Source organism: Spiroplasma endosymbiont of Tiphia femorata (assembly GCF_964020225.1).
Lineage (GTDB): Bacteria > Bacillota_I > Bacilli_A > Mycoplasmatales > VBWQ01 > Spiroplasma_E.
Map to the genome: position 1 here is coordinate 1,334,164 of NZ_OZ026544.1, position 18,710 is coordinate 1,352,873.

General features: G+C 23.1%; 13 protein-coding genes. 7 read left to right on the top strand and 6 right to left on the bottom strand.

Going from position 1 to position 18,710, the window contains the following annotated elements; translation table 4 throughout:
• Positions 1 to 75: 75 nt before the first annotated feature.
• The 3 genes from AACK83_RS08215 to plsX are packed head-to-tail and all read right to left on the bottom strand — an operon-like array spanning position 76 to position 5,418.
• Positions 76 to 3,639, bottom strand: a complete 3,564-nt coding sequence (locus tag AACK83_RS08215; protein WP_338957641.1) for an ABC transporter permease — start codon at positions 3,637 to 3,639, stop codon at positions 76 to 78.
• A gap of 2 nt (positions 3,640 to 3,641) precedes the next feature.
• A complete protein-coding gene (gene rnc, locus AACK83_RS08220; RefSeq protein WP_174481262.1) occupies positions 3,642 to 4,361 on the bottom strand; it encodes a ribonuclease III in 720 nt (239 codons plus the stop codon).
• Positions 4,362 to 4,389: 28 nt separating this feature from the next.
• Positions 4,390 to 5,418, bottom strand: coding sequence for a phosphate acyltransferase PlsX (gene plsX, locus AACK83_RS08225; RefSeq protein ID WP_338957644.1), 1,029 nt, complete (start codon positions 5,416 to 5,418; stop codon positions 4,390 to 4,392).
• A 925-nt stretch (positions 5,419 to 6,343) separates the two neighbouring features.
• Between plsX and AACK83_RS08230 the strand changes: the two genes are divergently transcribed.
• From AACK83_RS08230 to udk, 4 genes are all read left to right on the top strand, one after another.
• The gene (locus tag AACK83_RS08230) at positions 6,344 to 8,164 is read left to right on the top strand and encodes a hypothetical protein (protein ID WP_338957645.1); all 1,821 of its coding nucleotides are present in this window, start codon (positions 6,344 to 6,346) and stop codon (positions 8,162 to 8,164) included.
• Positions 8,165 to 8,286: 122 nt separating this feature from the next.
• Complete coding sequence (locus AACK83_RS08235; protein ID WP_338957646.1) at positions 8,287 to 8,448, top strand: hypothetical protein; 162 nt, start codon at positions 8,287 to 8,289, stop codon at positions 8,446 to 8,448.
• A gap of 98 nt (positions 8,449 to 8,546) precedes the next feature.
• Complete coding sequence (gene ruvX / locus AACK83_RS08240) at positions 8,547 to 8,972, top strand: Holliday junction resolvase RuvX (RefSeq protein WP_174481257.1); 426 nt, start codon at positions 8,547 to 8,549, stop codon at positions 8,970 to 8,972.
• A gap of 16 nt (positions 8,973 to 8,988) precedes the next feature.
• Positions 8,989 to 9,612 (top strand): uridine kinase, encoded by a 624-nt coding sequence (udk, locus tag AACK83_RS08245; protein WP_338957647.1) that lies wholly within the window; start codon positions 8,989 to 8,991, stop codon positions 9,610 to 9,612.
• A 187-nt stretch (positions 9,613 to 9,799) separates the two neighbouring features.
• Here the strand turns inward: udk and AACK83_RS08250 are convergent, their stop codons facing one another.
• The gene (locus tag AACK83_RS08250; RefSeq protein WP_338957648.1) at positions 9,800 to 10,645 is read right to left on the bottom strand and encodes a hypothetical protein; all 846 of its coding nucleotides are present in this window, start codon (positions 10,643 to 10,645) and stop codon (positions 9,800 to 9,802) included.
• Between the two features lie 410 nt (positions 10,646 to 11,055).
• Here AACK83_RS08250 and AACK83_RS08255 point away from each other — a divergent pair, with 410 nt between their 5' ends.
• A complete protein-coding gene (locus AACK83_RS08255; RefSeq protein ID WP_338957650.1) occupies positions 11,056 to 12,981 on the top strand; it encodes a hypothetical protein in 1,926 nt (641 codons plus the stop codon).
• A gap of 86 nt (positions 12,982 to 13,067) precedes the next feature.
• Here the strand turns inward: AACK83_RS08255 and AACK83_RS08260 are convergent, their stop codons facing one another.
• On the bottom strand, positions 13,068 to 14,060 hold the full coding sequence (locus tag AACK83_RS08260; RefSeq protein ID WP_338957651.1) for an OTU domain-containing protein: 993 nt from the start codon (positions 14,058 to 14,060) through the stop codon (positions 13,068 to 13,070).
• A 297-nt stretch (positions 14,061 to 14,357) separates the two neighbouring features.
• Here AACK83_RS08260 and AACK83_RS08265 point away from each other — a divergent pair, with 297 nt between their 5' ends.
• Positions 14,358 to 14,825 (top strand): hypothetical protein, encoded by a 468-nt coding sequence (locus AACK83_RS08265; RefSeq protein ID WP_338957653.1) that lies wholly within the window; start codon positions 14,358 to 14,360, stop codon positions 14,823 to 14,825.
• A gap of 97 nt (positions 14,826 to 14,922) precedes the next feature.
• Here the strand turns inward: AACK83_RS08265 and AACK83_RS08270 are convergent, their stop codons facing one another.
• Positions 14,923 to 17,991: a DNA polymerase III subunit alpha gene (locus AACK83_RS08270; RefSeq protein ID WP_338957655.1), complete on the bottom strand. Its 3,069-nt coding sequence runs from the start codon at positions 17,989 to 17,991 to the stop codon at positions 14,923 to 14,925.
• A gap of 367 nt (positions 17,992 to 18,358) precedes the next feature.
• Here AACK83_RS08270 and AACK83_RS08275 point away from each other — a divergent pair, with 367 nt between their 5' ends.
• Entirely contained in the window at positions 18,359 to 18,598 is a 240-nt protein-coding gene (locus AACK83_RS08275) for an ankyrin repeat domain-containing protein (RefSeq protein ID WP_338957657.1), read from the top strand.
• Positions 18,599 to 18,710 lie beyond the last annotated feature (112 nt).

The window sequence follows — 18,710 nt, forward strand, 5'->3', positions numbered from 1 at the left end:
TTTAAAAATATTTTTTAAAATTAAAACATTTTAATGTGTAATTTTTTATTTAATAGCAGCAAACCAGATTATATATTATTTAGTTAATGTCATTAATTGTTTATTATTAACGTTTAACTTTCAAGTAATAATGTATGAAACTAAATAAATTAAAATATTTATACTAATCATCAATGCAAAATATCATCAACGAAAAACAATAGGAAATGCGATTTTTGCAAAAGTTGCTAATAAATTAGAAAGTACCATTACTAAAGAAGGAACAATAAAAACAGCAACCAAACTACTCATTACCAATGCCGGTATTATTACCAGAAAGAAATTATAAGAAACTTCTAATGCCGTATAGCCTAAACTTCGTAAAATATTAATTAATATTAAATTATCACGAACACTAATATTAGTAACAATAACAATAATCATTAATGATAATATAACACTAAAAATACCAAAAAATGAAATGATTATTTGTAAACTATATTGATTATTCTTCATAATACTACGTAAATTACTAATATCATACACTGATGATAATGAAGTACTAATACCTTTACTTTCCAAATATCCTGAGTGTGAAATTTGTGCTAAATCAATATTATAATCATTTTTATTACTAATAATTGGTAAGTAATGTTTAAACTCATTATCAGTAAATTTGCTTAATTTACTATTAGCAAAATTATTTTCTAATAAATCACTTTTACTACCAAACAAAATCTCATTAAGTCAAAGTTTAGGCATTACTATTATTTTTGGATCTAATTTATTAATATAATCATAAGCAATACCAATTACATATTTTATTTGATTATCTAATCCTTTATACCTATAAATAACACTATTATTAAGTTGTTCTCCACCATTATAAACATTGGCAACCGAAGGTAAAGCAGAAGTAGCCATTGGAATAAATTGAACAGCACTACTATCTGGATTTTTAATTCCTAATTTTTGAATTAAATGATTACGAATATTAATAAATTGTTTATCTTGCCAATTATTAGAAACTTCCATATCAGCTAAATTTAATTTACTAAAAGTAGAGAAATCACTTATACTAAAATTTAGAGATAAAAAATCACTTAAACTATCATCAATACCATAAGCAGTTCTTGGTGCACTTCAATTTTTAAAAGATTCTTTTGATAAGGTTTGTGTATCATTATCAAAAACAGCACCAAGCTGATTAGGAAGTAACAGATTAGCCTTATCAAGTTCTAATTGTGTGTATGGTACTTCATACTGTTCATCATAAGGAATTAAACCAAAACTTACCAATAAATCAGTATTGTTTTTACCGTTATTATTGGTTAAATAATTAAATAATATTTTATTTTTTTCTAAGAAATCCTTAACTATTGGTGGAATCTTTGATGGATTAGCAGCAATTCACTGTTTTATTTTTAATAATTCACTACCCATAATATAACGATTTTGAACATTAATCATAATTGATTTATTAGGATTAAGAGGATCAAATCGTTTAATTGCCGCTAATAATTCTGGATATAATGAAATTTTGCTTTTAATATTATCAACACTATTAAATTGATACATTAATTTATTTTCGTTATTAATAAAGTTAGTTTTAATATTATCATCAAATTGATAACCATTTTGATAATTAAAATTAGTTCCCGCAAATTGTGAACCTAACATATTATTAACTAAACCACTAGCAGCAAGCGCAAAGAATACTAATGTTGCAGCAAAAATAATAGTAAAACACATAATTAATGTTTTACCAAAACTACGTAGTGAAGTAGTAACGGCCAACTTATTACGATAACTAAATCTACCAATCACATATCTTGCAATAAAAGTAAAAGTTGAACTAATATTTATTTTATATTTTTGTTTTGAAATATTATTAGTAATTAAATCTAAGGGTTTACTTCTTAATAAGAATAATACCATTAAAAAACTAATGAAAGTTAAACTAATGATTGGAATAACAAGTAATAAAATAGTGGTAACAATATTAAAGCACCAACCATAACTAATTAAGGCAACAGTACTAATATTAGTAATATAAATTAAATAATGCGCAACTGGAATCGAAATTAAAACACCAATAATAGCAAAAATAATTAAAGGAGCAATAATTGAAATTACTAATGATATACTTAACTGTCAACTTTTATATCCTGTTGCTTTTAAAATTCCAATTAATTTTTTATTACGATCAATCATTTTAAAAGTAATAATAAAAATAATAATAGTAGTCACAATAAAAATCAAAATTAAAAATAAACTAGAAATCTCTTCAATAACATTAATTCTATTATTAATGGAACTAAAAGATCATTCTTGCATACTAGTATAAAATCTAAGATTATTGATATTTAAAGGTGAAACTATTTTATTATAATCAATACCATTATTATAATATTTTGTACTTGCTATATCAGTAGGTGTTTTATAAGTTGCATGAAGATAATTATAAATTCATTCATTGTTTATTTGTGAATCAATATTTTTAGCCAAATCAGGATTAATACCTAAAAAAAAATCATCAATATTACTGCTAAATGCCTTTAAATCGGATTCAACTTTGCGCATCGTATTACCATTAGTAAAAGCGACAGTATTATTTTTTAAATCAAGTGAATTACCAAAATAACGACCAACAAATGCTGCTAATGAGCTTGTAGCATAACCACGAATAATAAACGTTTGTCCAGCAATTACATAATTTTGACCAATATGTAAATTATTTAGTTCAGCAAAATGTTTGTAAATTAAAATTTCATTATCTTGTAATGGTTTTTCTGTTAAACTTGGGCCACCATCTTTGACAATAATTGCTTTATTAACAATATATTCGGGTCCTGTTTCAATAAAAGCAAAATTTTTACTAGTAATTAATAAATCACGGACCATAACAGCATGTTGTCATTCAATATCTTTATATAACATTCCCATTGACATTATTTCATATAACTTAGCTTCATTTTTAATATCTATTTCACTATAGTTTCGATTAGCATATGACAATTGTCCCTTAAAATTATCATTATAAAACTGTAAAGCAGCTTCACTAGTAATCATAAAATTTGTTGCATTTTCTGGATTTTTTTCTGGATGTAATGGATCATATAGATATTGATTTAGCATATTAGCATATTGTTCTATCGTTGCTTTATGAATATCATAAGATGGATAATTAATAGGAATATTAATTTTAAAATCAATATAATTATGGCTAGTATCATTAAAAAGACTATCACCAATAGCAAAATATTCTTTACTACTAGCGTCCCCACCATGAAAAGTAAAACGATATATATCAGGTCTAGTAGCATCTGGTATTGTTAACTGAAAAGTAGCTTTTGCCATCTTTTCTTTATCAATAGTATTATCTTTTTGATAATAATTAATATTATTTAAATAAGAACCAGCTTTATCTTTTTCATTATATTTTCCATCAAAATTAACATATTCTACTGGTGAAAAAAATGTATATTGATCAAATTCATTATGAGCAATATCGTTAACATATTGTTCAAATAAATAATTATTAGAAAAATTTAATGATAAAAAGGCAATAATCATAATCATTACTAAAAAACCTAAACCAAACATTTGTAATAAATTGTTTTTTTGTTCACGAATATAATTACGTAATAATTTAAACATGTTTATCCCTTCTTATGATCACTTATTAATAAATTAGATTTTGACAGTTTTGCTAAAGCTGACTTTGCTGCTTCTTGCTCAGCTTTCTTTTTATTTGTTCCTACTCCTTTCCCCATTAGTATTTTATTATCTAAATACACATGAACAATAAAATAAGTAATATTATCTTTTTTAATTTGTTCCATAGTTTTATAATTAATAGGATCTCTTTTTTCTGCCTGTACTAATTCTTGTAATTTAGTTTTATAATCAATAATTGTTTCTAACTGATTAGTTTTAATCAATTCAAATAAGGTTAAGTCTAAGATTTTTTTCACTGCACTATTTCCTAAATCAAGATATACTGCAGCAAGAAATGATTCAAAAACATCTGATAAAATGCTTTCTCGTTGTTGCCCACCTGTATTTTTTTCACCATTTCCCAAAAATAAATAATCTTGTAATCCTAAAGCAATTGCCACTGCTGCCAATGTTTCTTGTCTAACTGCTTTACTACGTAAACTTGTTAATTGTCCCTCATCTTTATTTGGAAATAAGTGTCAAATGTAAGTTGAAATATTTTCCCCTAAAATCGAATCACCCAAAAATTCTAATCGCTCATATGAATAATCTAAATTATGTTCGTTTGAAAAAGAACGATGAGTAAACGCTTCACGATAATTACGATTAGATTTAATTTTTTCTAAAATACTCGATTTTAAAATATGTTCAATATTAATCATATTTTTCTCCTTAATACTTATTTATAAATTATAATTCTTGAATTTGTTTAGCTATTTTATTAGTAACATCTTGCTCAATAGCACGAATTAAAAGTTTTAAAGTACTATAATAAGATTTTTTATCACTAGATCCATGTGATTTAAAAGCAATGCCATTAATACCTATTAATTGAGCACCACCTGTATTCTTATAATCAAAAGTCTTTTTAATATTTTTAAAAATACCAATTGACATTAAACCTAAAAATTTAGTTCATAAATTTTTTTTATAACCATTTTTAATTAATGTAAATAATAATGATGCCATGCCTTCAACTGATTTTAAAACAATATTACCTGAATAACCATCACAAATAATAATATCAACATCACCACTTAAAACATTTCGTGGTTCAATATTACCGTGAAAATTTAAAAAACTTAACTTTTCATTTTTTTGTGTTAATTGTTTTAGTTTAGCATATGTTGCTTTAGTTACTTCTGGACCTTTGCTTTCTTCAATACCAATATTTAGTAAACCAATTTTAGGACGTGAAATATTTTGAATAGTTTGACAATAAATATGACCCATTAATGCAAAATTAATTAATTCATCAACAGTGTTTTCAATATTTGCTCCAACATCCAATAATACTACTTGTCGATCTTTTATTAAAGTAGGCATAATTGGCATGAATGCCGGACGTTTAATGCCTTTGATTTCGCCTAATAAAAAATGACAAGCACCAAGATAGGCAGCAGTTGAACCCGAAGTTAGAATCCCATCTGCTTTTTTATTTTTAACTAACTGAATAGCTTGATTCATAGAAGAATCAGTCATTCTAATACCAGCGAGTGGACCATCATTCATAGTTATTACTTGGGTTGTTGCTAGTATTGTTATTCTTGATGATAATGGCTTATTTTTTAATAAAATCTGCAAGTTTCCATTAATTTGTTTTTCATCACCAACTAAACAAATTTCAACGTTTTTGAATTCTTTAATAACTTCTAACGCTGCAGCAATAGCGGGCAAACTACCATGGTCTGAACCCATTACATCAAAAGCAATTTTCATAGTTCCTCCTAAAAACAAAAAATAATTTAAGAAACCTTAAATAATATTATATTATAATTATTGATAGTTTAATTATACGTTAATTTTTTTAATTCCTTAAGATTAACAATCCAACTAATACTGCATTTATTTATTTATTTTTAAATATGAATATTTCATTATTTGCTAGTAAAAAGTTAAAAAACAATTTATCTCTAATTATTTTGATATTGATTTTCTAAATAATTGTTTTTATTTACACCAGTTTTTTTAAAGACCAAAACCCTTTTATTTATTTTATTAATAAAAAAAACTTTAAAAGCAAAAAACTAATATAAATATAAAAATATCTTATCATAATTTTACTAAAATCAAAAATAATCAAAGAATTAAAAAAAATATTAAAACATTTAATAGTGTTTATTTTTATTTATAAAATAAACACTATTAATTTGATTATTATTCATAAAAATAAAAATAAAGTTAATTAAAAATAATTTTTATTGTATTTTATTTTAAAAACTTTAGAATTTAGTTACTTCTTATTATATATCTAAGAAGGTATTGGGAAAAAATTAATAACACAACTAAAAACTTTACTTATAAACAGTAATTTTTTGGATATGATTTTAAAATACTTATAAATTGTTATAGTAAAACTAATTCAAAAAAATTAATACTACTGCTTTTGAGGATCTTGTAATATGATCCTTTTTAAAATATATAACTACTGTTATTAACAGTAAATTAATATATATTAAATAAAACTTTTATAATTAAAAAGGAGTAAAAATGAGAAATTTAAAAAAAAATAAAATTAACAAAAAATAACAATCGGTTTGGTGGAAAAACAAAGAAATGAAAAAATAATAAAGGAGAATGAGAATATAAAACTGAAATTAGAAATAAATCTAATGAACTTGATTCACTTATTTATGAATCCTATATGACAATTTATGACAAAAACAAAAATGATTTTAAATATTCAACTAAAAGAACTGCCTTTCCAAATAGTCAAATTATTTTTGAAATATTTTTAATTAAAAATAATAAATTATATAAACACGTTAAAAAATATGAAAACATTGACAAATTATCAGATGACCTAAAGAATAATAAACTTTTAGATTCCTCTCCTATCAAAGTTAAAGGAGGCGAAAAATCAAATCTAAAATATTATTATTATTTAGAAAACGCTACTATAAATTCTATTAATAATATAGATATGTTTATAAAAAATATTACCTCATTTAATCAAGAATTAAGTATTAATATTAATTATGATAATTTATTAAAGTTATATCAGTATTTAACATATATGCAAAAACTTATTGATAATCCTACTTCATCTAGCAATATTTCAATAAGTGCCAAAATTAAAAAAACATTACCTAATTTATTGTTAGGATTACTACTAGTTTATATTGCATTTACTGGAAAAAATGCACAAAGAATAATTTCTACATATATTTTTGATGAGCAAGAATATACATCAGAAAATTATCTTTATGGAATATTTCAAAATAAACAAAACTATTTCACAACATTCATTGATACTATTTTAACGACATTTTTTACCTCAGCAATTGCTGATTGATCAAGAAATACAATTTTAAATATAATCCAAAGTCAAAAAAGTAATCCAATAAATGATTTTAAAATTAAAAAAATTCCTATTGAACCATTTAAAAAATATAAGCATGAATTTTTAACCCTTTTATATGAAGAAAATGAAGTAAAATTAAAAAATAATATGACACGAATAAAACATATTAATAATTTAATAAAAAAACTTAATAATCTTCCAAAACCTACAGATTTTGAATATCATCCAAATTTTAAAAAAGAAGTTGAAAAAATTAGTGACTTTAATTGTTTAAAGAAGCCTATTGATAATACTATAATAAAAGAACTAACATCTTCGGCAAACAAAGTGATTGATAATTTAAATAAATTAAAAAAATCAAATTTAGATACTTTAGAATGAAAAGAAAGAATAAATTATTCATTATTTGATTTATTTTTAGAATCAGTAACATGACTAATGGCACATTCTATAATGACAGGTGCAATAGCAAATGCTATACAAGAAAACTTTAAAATAAGTGATTGAATTAAATATTTTACTAAACCAAATATTATATTAGCAAATACAATCACTTATTTTTCTATACGACCAGTTAATTCCATATTTAAATGAGGATTAGAAACATTAAAAATTAAAACTAATATTTGTCCTCAAATAATTTCAAACTGAATTACAAAACAATCAAATTATGGAAAATTTTCAATGGCAATTTTTTTATTTTTTTTCAATGCTGTTTTTACTAATATTACTAAAACAACAACACTACTTACTAAATATGAAGTTACAAAATCTCATGACCTACTTGAATTAAAATTAAAAAAATGAGAAACATGATTATTTTTTTTCTTAGCAACAGGTTCTCAAATGATTTCTCTTTCTATTTCAAATTTTTATAAAATTTTTAATTTTGAAACTTTAATAAAAAAAATTAGATATTTTCATAAACCAAACATAAGTTTACTAGAAGAAAAATTAATAGAACTAGAAAACAATAGTAATATTCCAATTTTTAATAAATCAGAAGTAATAAAAATACAAGACAGCATAAATGAAGTAAATAAGACTTATAAAGTAATATATTCAAATACAAAAAAAATTGATCCAAAGTTAATAAATAGCACTGATTATGATTCAGATCAATTTCCATTATTAAACAAAAAAATGATTTTATTTGCTTAATTCATAATATAACTTAAAAATATATTTTTTTTTAAAAAATATTTATACTAATTTATGGATATTTTTAAAAAAAAGAAAAAAATAATCCAAAGTTTAACATTAGAAAAGAGGAACTTTTTATTATGGATAAAGATAAGGAAATTGAAAAGTTAAGAAAACAAGATGCAGAAAATAAAAAACAATTTGAAGAAGAAAGATTAAAAAAAAGAATTGAAGAAGCTGAAAAAGAAAGAAAAAGAATTGCAGAAGAAAAAAAACAATATAAAAAAGATAAAAATTTATAGACATAATACATTTTTATTATAGTTACAATATAAAAAATATTTTTTTATAAAATTAATATATTATTAAAATTAAAAAAAATATTAAGTATAATAAATTTATGAAATATTTAGGCATTGATTTAGGTAGTAAAACATTAGGGCTTGCTCGTGGTGAAGGAAAAATTGCTTTTTCTTGAAAAACTATTCGTTTCCCAGAGCATGATTTTAATAATGCTATTATCCAACTCCAAAATGCTATTAAAGAATATGATGCTGATATTCTTGTTTTTGGTTACCCTTTAAACATGGATAGCACAGTCGGCCCCAGCGCAAAAATTGTTTTAAATTTTATTGATAAATTTAAATTAACACAAAATAATGATAAACTAAATATTGTTTTACAAGATGAAAGAAGAACTACCTATTCTTCGCAGCAAATATTAATTAAATCTAATGTTTCTTCAAATAAAAGAAAACAAGTTAAAGATCAATTGGCTGCTGCTATTATTTTACAATCATACTTTGATAAAATAACTCAATCTTAAATTTTAGGAGATAAATGTGAAATATAAAAAAATTAATTTAATCGCTATCGCTGGCGGCAGTGCTTCAGGAAAAACAACAGTAGCAGAAAAAATTGCTGAAGCTTGTAATAAAAAAAATGTCATTTTTGTACAAATGGATAATTATTATCATGACCTTAGTAACTTAAAAGTTGAAGAAAGAAAAAAAACTAATTTTGATCATCCTAATGCTATTGATATGAAATTATTAATTCATGATTTAGAACAATTATTACTTGGCAATGCTATTGAAGAGCCTATTTATGATTTTAAAATCAATAGTCGCAGTAAAAACACTGAGATTATTGGTCCGGGTGATGTTATCATTCTGGATGGTATTTTTGCTTTAGAAAATCCTATTATTCGTGAATTATCTACTATCAAAATTTTTGTTGATACTGATAGTGATACTAGACTACTAAAAAGAATTAAACGAGATGTTAGTTTTAGAAATCGTACTCTTGACAGTGTTTTACAACAATATGCATTAACTGTTAAACCTATGCATGATGCTTTTGTTGAACCAACTAAACGTTATGCTGATATTATTATTCCTTTTGATTTTCATAATACTGTAGCTATTGATATTATTGCTACTAAAATTAAAGCAATTATTAAATAATTGCTTTAAGCTTTAATTTTTAAAATAACAATAAAATGCATCTTAAAGATGCATTTTTAAATTGTTTTTTATTGTTTTTTAAGTTAACAAGAAGATTATCAACTTAAATAATCAATTTTATTTTCATTTAAAAGAGATAAAATATTAAATTTCTGTATTTGCATTATTTGCTCATAAACACTATTTTTTATTTCATATTTTTTTCTATACTATCAATATTTAAAACTTCAATTACTGTATTTCCATTTTCATGTGTTACTAAACCAAGTTCATTATTTAAATTAAATAATGTTTGAACATTAATTGATAAATCTAATACATAATTTACTTTATTACTATCTAAATCACTATAATATAATTTTGCTTTTTTACTTGCTAAATTTAAACTATAAAAATATATTTTACTATTTATTTCTGTTATTAATACTGTATCGTTAATGTTAAAAAAATCATCTCCAATTATTGGTTTGGCTTCAGATTGACCTTTTTTTATAATTAACACACTATAACTTATAGGTTTATTTATAGATTTATAAATAGCAAGATAAATGTTTTCGTTTTTATCAATAAATATAGAATTAACCATTAGATTGTTTGGTAAATTTATTTTTTCAGCAATTTCAGTATTAATATTATATTTATAAAAACCATCAAAAGTTGTTACATAAATATTATTTTTTAAATAAGTAATATCAGTTACCATACCCGAAACTAATGGCATAGTTTTAAATTTATTTTTATTATTAAGAATTATTACTCCACCAGCAGAAGTTAAATAAATATTACCTTTAATATCAATTATCATGTGAAAAGAACCTACTTTGAATTCTTTATTTTCTCAATAAATTTCATTATCTCTGGTACTTATATTATATTTTCAAATTTTTTGTCCAGGTATATGAAGATCAGAACTATCAAAAGTTGTATAATACAAATTACCATTGTCATCCTGTGTTTGTTTTACATTTTTTGTTGATATTATATTTTTATAATTAAAGTTAGTATCTTGATAATTATCATATATTTTTTTCATTATATTGTCCTCTTCATTCTTTTTTTAAAATAGTTATTTTTATTATTTCTTCTTTTAACTACACATCAATAATTCTAGTAACTAAAATCGATAAACGATATCACATGCTTACTAGAACTTACTATAAAAGAAAAATAATTAGTAGTTTTTTATTTTTTATTATCCATTATATTTTTATATTTCACATTATTTGAGTTAAACCTTGTTTACTTTAAAAATTAAAGTATCAGTCAAAAAATTCTATAAATTTTATAAAAATAATTATATTTATTTATTTTCTATAAGTCAAATTTTAATAAAAATACAAATACAAATAATCAATAATAGTCATCAATATTTCTTCAATCAATTGTTGTGATTTGACATTAAGTTAGCAAAAATGATAAAATAACACGTTGGAGTGGTTAAATATGAAAAGAAAACTAAATTATAAAAAAATATTAATTGCAACTGGTATATTAGTTGTCGTTGCAGCAGCAACAACAATAGCTGTTGTCGCTACAAAAAGCACAAAATCAGAAGCAAAAAAAGAATTAAGTTCTATCATTACTAAGTTAGAAGTTGACGGTAACAAATTTAATACCGAAGAAACAGTTCTTAATGAAATTATTCGTTTAAATGAAGAAATAACATCTGAACATGTTGAAATTAAAAACTTTATTACTGCATCAGAAATTAAAAATGGTTCAGCAGAACTACATGCTAAAGCTGACAGTAAATATACAGGACAAGTAAATATTACAATTACTGCAAAAGACAAAATCGCTTTAGACAGTAAAATTACTAACAAAGAAGTTGACGGTAACAAATTTAATACTGAAAAAGCAGTTCTTGATGAAATCATTAAACAAAATAAAGATGTAACTGCCAATGACGTTGAAATTAAAAACTTCAAAACAGCATCTGAAGGAACTGCTGGTTCAGCAGAACTACATGCTAAAGCTGACAGTAAATATACAGGAAAAGTAAACATTACAATTACTGCAAAAGACAAAATCGCTTTAGACAGTAAAATTACTAACAAAGAAGTTAACGGTAACAAATTTAATACTGAAAAAGCAGTTCTTGATGAAATCATTAAACAAAACAAAGATGTAACTGCTAATGACGTTGAAATTAAAAACTTCAAAATAGCATCTGAAGGAACTGCTGGTTCAACAGAACTACATGCTAAAGCTGACAGTAAATATACAGGAAAAGTTAACATTACAATTACTGCAAAAGACAAAATCGCTTTAGACAGTAAAATTACTAACAAAGAAGTTGACGGTAATGACTTTAATACTGAAAAAACAGTTCTTGATGAAATCATTAAACAAAACAAAGATGTAACTGCCAATGATGTTGAAATTAAAAACTTCAAAGCAGCATCTGAAGGAACTGCTGGTTCAACAGAACTACATGCTAAAGCTGACAGTAAATATACAGGAAAAGTAAACATTACAATTACTGCAAAAGACAAAATCGCTTTAGATAGTAAAATTACTAACAAAGAAGTTAACGGTAACAAATTTAATACTGAAAAAGCAGTTCTTGATGAAATCATTAAACAAAACAAAGATGTAACTGCCAATGATGTTGAAATTAAAAACTTCAAAGCAGCATCTGAAGGAACTGTTGGTTCAGCAGAACTAAATGCTAAAACTGACAGTAAATATACAGGAAAAGTAAACATTACAATTACTGCAAAAGACAAAATCGCTTTAGACAGTAAAATTACTAACAAAACAGTTGACGGTAATGACTTTAATACTGAAAAAGCAGTTCTTGATGAAATCATTAAACAAAACAAAGATGTAACTGCCAATGATGTTGAAATTAAAAACTTCAAAGCAGCATCTGAAGCAACTGCTGGTTCAGCAGAATTACATGCTAAAGTCGACAGTAAATATACAGGAAAAGTAAATATTATAATTACAAAAGTTGATACTGAAGAAGAAAGATTAGAAAAAATTATTAAAAAAATTAAAGTTGCTAATGATAAAGAAAGATATGGTAAGGAATATGTTGAAGCATACAAGGAATATTTTGCATTTCTTGAAAAAACTATGGAAGCAAAATTTAAAATAGATCCTTGAGTTACAGATCAAGAACCGACAGATTCAAATAAAAGTTCAACTTTTTATAAATTAGAAAATTATATGAGAGAAATTAGAATATCACACTATAGACTAGGTTTAGTAGAGCAACGTATTAACATATATTATAAAAAAGATAGAATTATAATTAATAATGAAAATAAAACAATAAGTTTTAATAGTATAACCATGAATATGTATAAAACAGAAGATAGTTCATATTCAATTACAGCAACTATTAAATACCAAGTAAAATAAATTTAAAAATATACTAAAAATAACCAAATATTTGGTTATTTTTTATTAATATAACAAATCAATAAATACAAAAGTGATAATACTAATTAATTAGTATTTGTATTAGTACTTTCTTTTAATAATTGTTGATCTCCTGTTTTTGAACCATTAATTATTGGTTTAATAAATGATTCAAAAACAAGATTAGGATTTGTAAATAATTGTTCTTGATTATTTAATTCAAAAATAGATTTTTCTAATATTTCATTTTTTTGATGTGCTGGTACTTTAATTATATCTTCAATAAAAATATCAATTATAGCATTTTGTGTTTCTTCATTAATTTCTTTATCAGACAACTGATTTTTAAGTTTCAATCTAGCATTAATTAAAAAATCAGCACTTTCCTCTCTTGGAAATGAAATACTTTCTTGAAAACTATTATTACTTGAATTAACTTCAAATGAAGGTGTTACTACTTTTGTAGTTTCTTCCTCATTCCTTTTTGTTGGTGTTTGATTAGTAACATTTGAAAAATATTGATAATGTCGAGCTTGATAGTATAACTTCACTTCATTATTATCATTATTAGCAATTACATTATCTGGTTCAAATCTTTCCCTACTTGCAATATCAAAATCTTCATTAATTCTAATAATATCACAATTTAAAATATTACAAATTGCTTCAATTTCAACAGAACCTGTTATTTCACCATTTTTTCTCATTTGTTCTAAACTTTTTCTTATTTGTGTATCTTCACTATTGTTAGGATATAATTCTTTATTTTTTTTATTAATTTCACTATCTAATAACATTGATCTAAAATTAGCTTTATTATTTGGACGTTTTGTATCTAAATTTGTTTCAATATAATCACAAATACGATTACGAAAGACTTTAACTAATTTTTCATTTTCTTTATCAGCAAAATTAAAATCAGCAAAATTAAAAATTCGTTCTCAACCGACTTCTATACCAAAAAGTGATTTATATCTTGTCTTAAATTGGTTTTTATTAGTTTTAACTTGTTCTAAATATGAAACGATTACTGCTCATAATAAACAATTACCATCTCTTTGTACATCTTTAATTGCCATGGTGATGTGTGCTCCTTTAAAAGAAAAACAGTTACTTTAAAAATAAAATAATAAACTGAAATTTTGAATAAATATATTGGGGTTTTAATCTTCGTTGCTTTGCAATTCATCGTAAATTGGTAATAAATATTACTACTTATAATATAACAAAAAAACAAAAAAATAATAGCAAATCATTATTAAAATATTATATATAAATATTTCATAATTTAATTTTATTTAATAAAAAATATATTATAATACTTTCCTAACAAAATAAAATTAACCTATAAATAAAATATAAGGAGATTTTTAGAAATGAAAATTCAGAAACTTAAAAAAATAAATTTAATAACACTATCACTATTGATTTTAACTATTTTGGTTATATTTACTTCTTTAACCCTAATAGATTTTTTTAACATAAAAAATGATATAAAATATATTCCTTCTTTCTATAATCATTATCGAAAACAAGAAATAATAACAAAAGAAAATGGTTTTAATTTAATAAAAGAACATGGTTTAATTTATATGTTAACTAATAATAAATTATATTTTTGTAAACATTACCTCTTCCAAAATATTGTTGAAAACTATAATCTTAAATCATTAGTACAACTAAAAATTGGAATTGTTTTTGCTATAATTTTAAGTCCAATTTTATTATTTATAACTATATTACTAATCTTTTTAAATATTTATTTAAAAATAAAAAAAGTAGATAATAACTTTTGAGATGCTATTGAAAATTGTGAAATTATTAATAATTACTATGTTCATTAATTTTTTATTTATTATTAGAAATTAAAGTAAGAAATTTAAAAACTATTGATTATATTTATTATTTAATATAGTAAGCATAGATAAAATTATATGCTTACTATAAATTTTTAATTACTCTTGATAAAATTAACTGAATATTATCATTATAAATTTCTACCTTTCCTTCCATTAAAATTACTTTATTAACTTGTAAATATTCTTGGTATATTTGATATAACTTTTCAAAAACCGTTACTTCAATAACATTACTATCATTTTGCATTTCAAAAAAAGCCATTAATTTTTTAGTTTTAGTTTTAATTACTCTAATATTATTGATAACTCCATATACTCTAACATGTTGATCAACATAATTATTAATATATGCTAAATCAATAGCTTTATTATGAGGATCTAATTGCTCTTTTCATAGTAATTTAGGATTATATTTTAAATAAAGTCCTAATGCACGATGTTCATTAATACTATTATTATTTCAATCATCTTCTCTTTGTAACATAATTGGTTTAGCAATTAAATTAAAATTTAATGATAATTCGCCACTAGTTTCATTTTTTACCTGCACCATATTGGCATATTCTAATGCAGCATCCAAGTTTAATAATAACATTGTTCGATTTGATTGAATATCATCTAAAGCACCAGCAGCAATTAAATGTTCAATGTTTTTACGATTCAAACCAATAAATATTGCTCGAGCACAAAAGTTAAAAAAATCTTGAAAAAATCCATTACTAGTACGTTCTTTAATAAGATTACTACAACTACCTTGACTCATTTGCTTAATTGCTTGTAAACTATAACGAATAGCTTTTTTAGCACCATCAATTAAAAAATCAATGTCAGAAAATTGAATTGATGGTGCTAAAACTTTAATTTGATATTTTTGACATTCATTCAAATATTGTAACATTTTTTGATCATTACCAATAACGCTACTTAATAACGACACCATAAATGCCAATGGATAATTTGCTTTTAAATAAACTAAATAATAACTAATTAATGAATAAGCGACAGCATGAGATCGATTAAATCCATAACCAGCAAATTTTTCAATATCTTCTCATATTTTCTTAACAACTCTTGGTGAATAACCTCTATTAACAGCACTTTTAATAAATGAGTTTGCTTGTTCTTTCATAACTGTAGTATCTTTTTTACTAATTGCACGACGAATTAAATCAGCTTTTCCTAATGAATAACCAGCAACTTTCTGTAAAATTAATAATATTTGTTCTTGATAAATAATAATGCCATAAGTTGATGCTAAATAAGGTTTTAAATCTTCATGAATATACGTAACTTTTTGTTTTCCTAATTTACGATTAATATAATCTTGAATGTACTCTTGTGGTCCAGGACGAAATAAAGAAGAACTAGCAATAATATCTTCTAAGTTATCAACTTTCATTTTAATTAAAATTTGACGCATTCCTAAAGATTCCAATTGAAAAATACCGGTTGTATCACCATTTTTAATAATGTTAAAACTTTTTTCATCATTTAAAGGAATTTGAGATAATTTTAAATTTAAAAAATAATGTTTGCTTACTTGTTGTAAAATATTTTGCAAAATAGTTAAATTACGTAATCCTAAAATATCCATTTTTATCAAACCAAGAGTTTCTAGGGTTTGCATTGGAAATTGCGTTTGATAAATACCTTGAAATCCTAATTGTAATGGAATAGCAGTAACTAACGGTGCTCTTGTAATAACGATTCCTGCTGCATGAGTACTAGTTTGTCGTGGAAAACCAAGAATTTCTTTGGTTAAAATAAACAATAAAGGATACTTATTTGCATATCATGCTAATTTTGGTGATTGTTTAATAGCCATATCTATTTCAAAATTATATTGAATTGGTATTAATTTTGTCATTTCATTAATATCTTCAATATTAACTTGAAAAACTCTTCCCAAATCACGAATTGCCATTTTACTAGCAATTGTTTGAAAAGTAACAATATATGCAACATGTTCTTTGCCATATTTTTGATGAATATAATTAATAACTTCATCTCTTCTTGTATCTTCAAAATCGATATCAATGTCTGGTAATGATATTCGTTCTGGATTTAAAAATCTTTCAAAAATTAAATTATAAGCAATAGGATCAACACCAGTAATTCCTAAAACATATGCCACTAAACTACCAGCAACACTTCCTCTACCTGGTCCAACCATTATATTCTTGCTTTTTGCAAATTTAACATAATCATTAACAATTAAAAAATAATCAGCAAAACCCATTTCATTAATTACTTGTAATTCATATAAAACTCTTTTAACGTATGTTTCAGGAATTTCACGACTTTGAAAATGCGCTTCTAATCCCTGCTTACATAATTCTTGCAAATATAAATTACTAGTAAGATTATTAGGGCAAGTAAATTTTGGTAAACTTAATTCTGCACTATTTGGCTTATTTTTAGGAAATTTTAAATTACATAATCAAATAACCTTTTCAATATTTTCAATAATTTCATTTGGATAATGTTGCATTAAATCTTGTTTAGTTTTATATAAAAACTCATTACTTTTTGATAAATCTTCTGATTTTAATGTTTTTTGTTCTTTAATAGCTTGTAAAATTTGATAAGTACGATGTTGTTTTTCATCTAAATATAAAACCAAATCAATTGGAATAATATTAGATGTAATCGATTTTAATAAAGTAATATTATCCATATCACTAGGTACTAAACCAAAATAAACTAATTCATGACCTGTTGAATTTAAAATATCATAATTATTTTTAATATATTTAATATTTTTATTATTAGCATGAATAATAACTAAAACTTCACGTGTTTGATTAAGATATTTTTTTACATCATTAGTAGTAACAATATTATTATTAGTACTAATAATAGTAGAAAGCTCTATTAATCTTTGATAACCAGCATATGAAGTTGCCATAATAGTTAATTCAACTTTATCAGTAGCACTTTCTCAAACACAATTTAAACCAATTAATGGTTTAATATCATTCTCTATACATAAATTACAAAATTCATAAGCACCATACATTATATTTTTATCTACTAAAGATAGAACTTTTAAATTATTTTTTTTAGCAAATTCAATATAATCACTTATTTTAATAGTTGATGAAAGAAATGAATAATTAGAACGAACATTTAAATTAACTATATATTTCATACTATCCCCTACAATTCTTGAATGACTTATATTACAAGTTAATTTTAACATCATTTTATCTTGCTAGGTTATTCTTAAGTTATTGTTTTTAATACAAAACTATTTAAAACACTTAAAATCAACTTTTTTAGAAATAAAATAAAAAAATAAATTTTATTTCTAAAATTTATATTAAAAAAGAAAAAATAAACATTATTTTTTTCAATAATTAATAATTAATAATTTGGGAAAAATTATAATATATTTTTTTACATATTAAAACCAATAATATGTTAAAATCTGCATAAACTTAATACAAGTTTTCAACTTATTACTTCATTTTAAAGTAAGTGAGTTTGTTATTTTTAATCAAATAAGGAGAAAAAAAATGGATATTCAAAATATTAATTTAATAAAAGCTGCTAAAATCAGTGATCTACAAGTAATTAAAAAAATAATTAAAAATGGTGGCAATGTTAATTATATATGCGATGATATAACCGCTTTAATATGAGCAGCGCAAAATGGTCATTTAGATGTAGTTAACATCTTAATAGATAATGGTGTTAATATTTATCATGTAGTTAAAAATAGTGGCCAAAACATGTGGACTTGCATGGATAAATAATTATAGCCAAATATTTAAAAACAAATGGTTATTATAACTATGCTAATCTTTTACTAGATACCATTGAAAATGGTGATACAGCTTTAACAATAGCTGCTAAAACAAACACCCA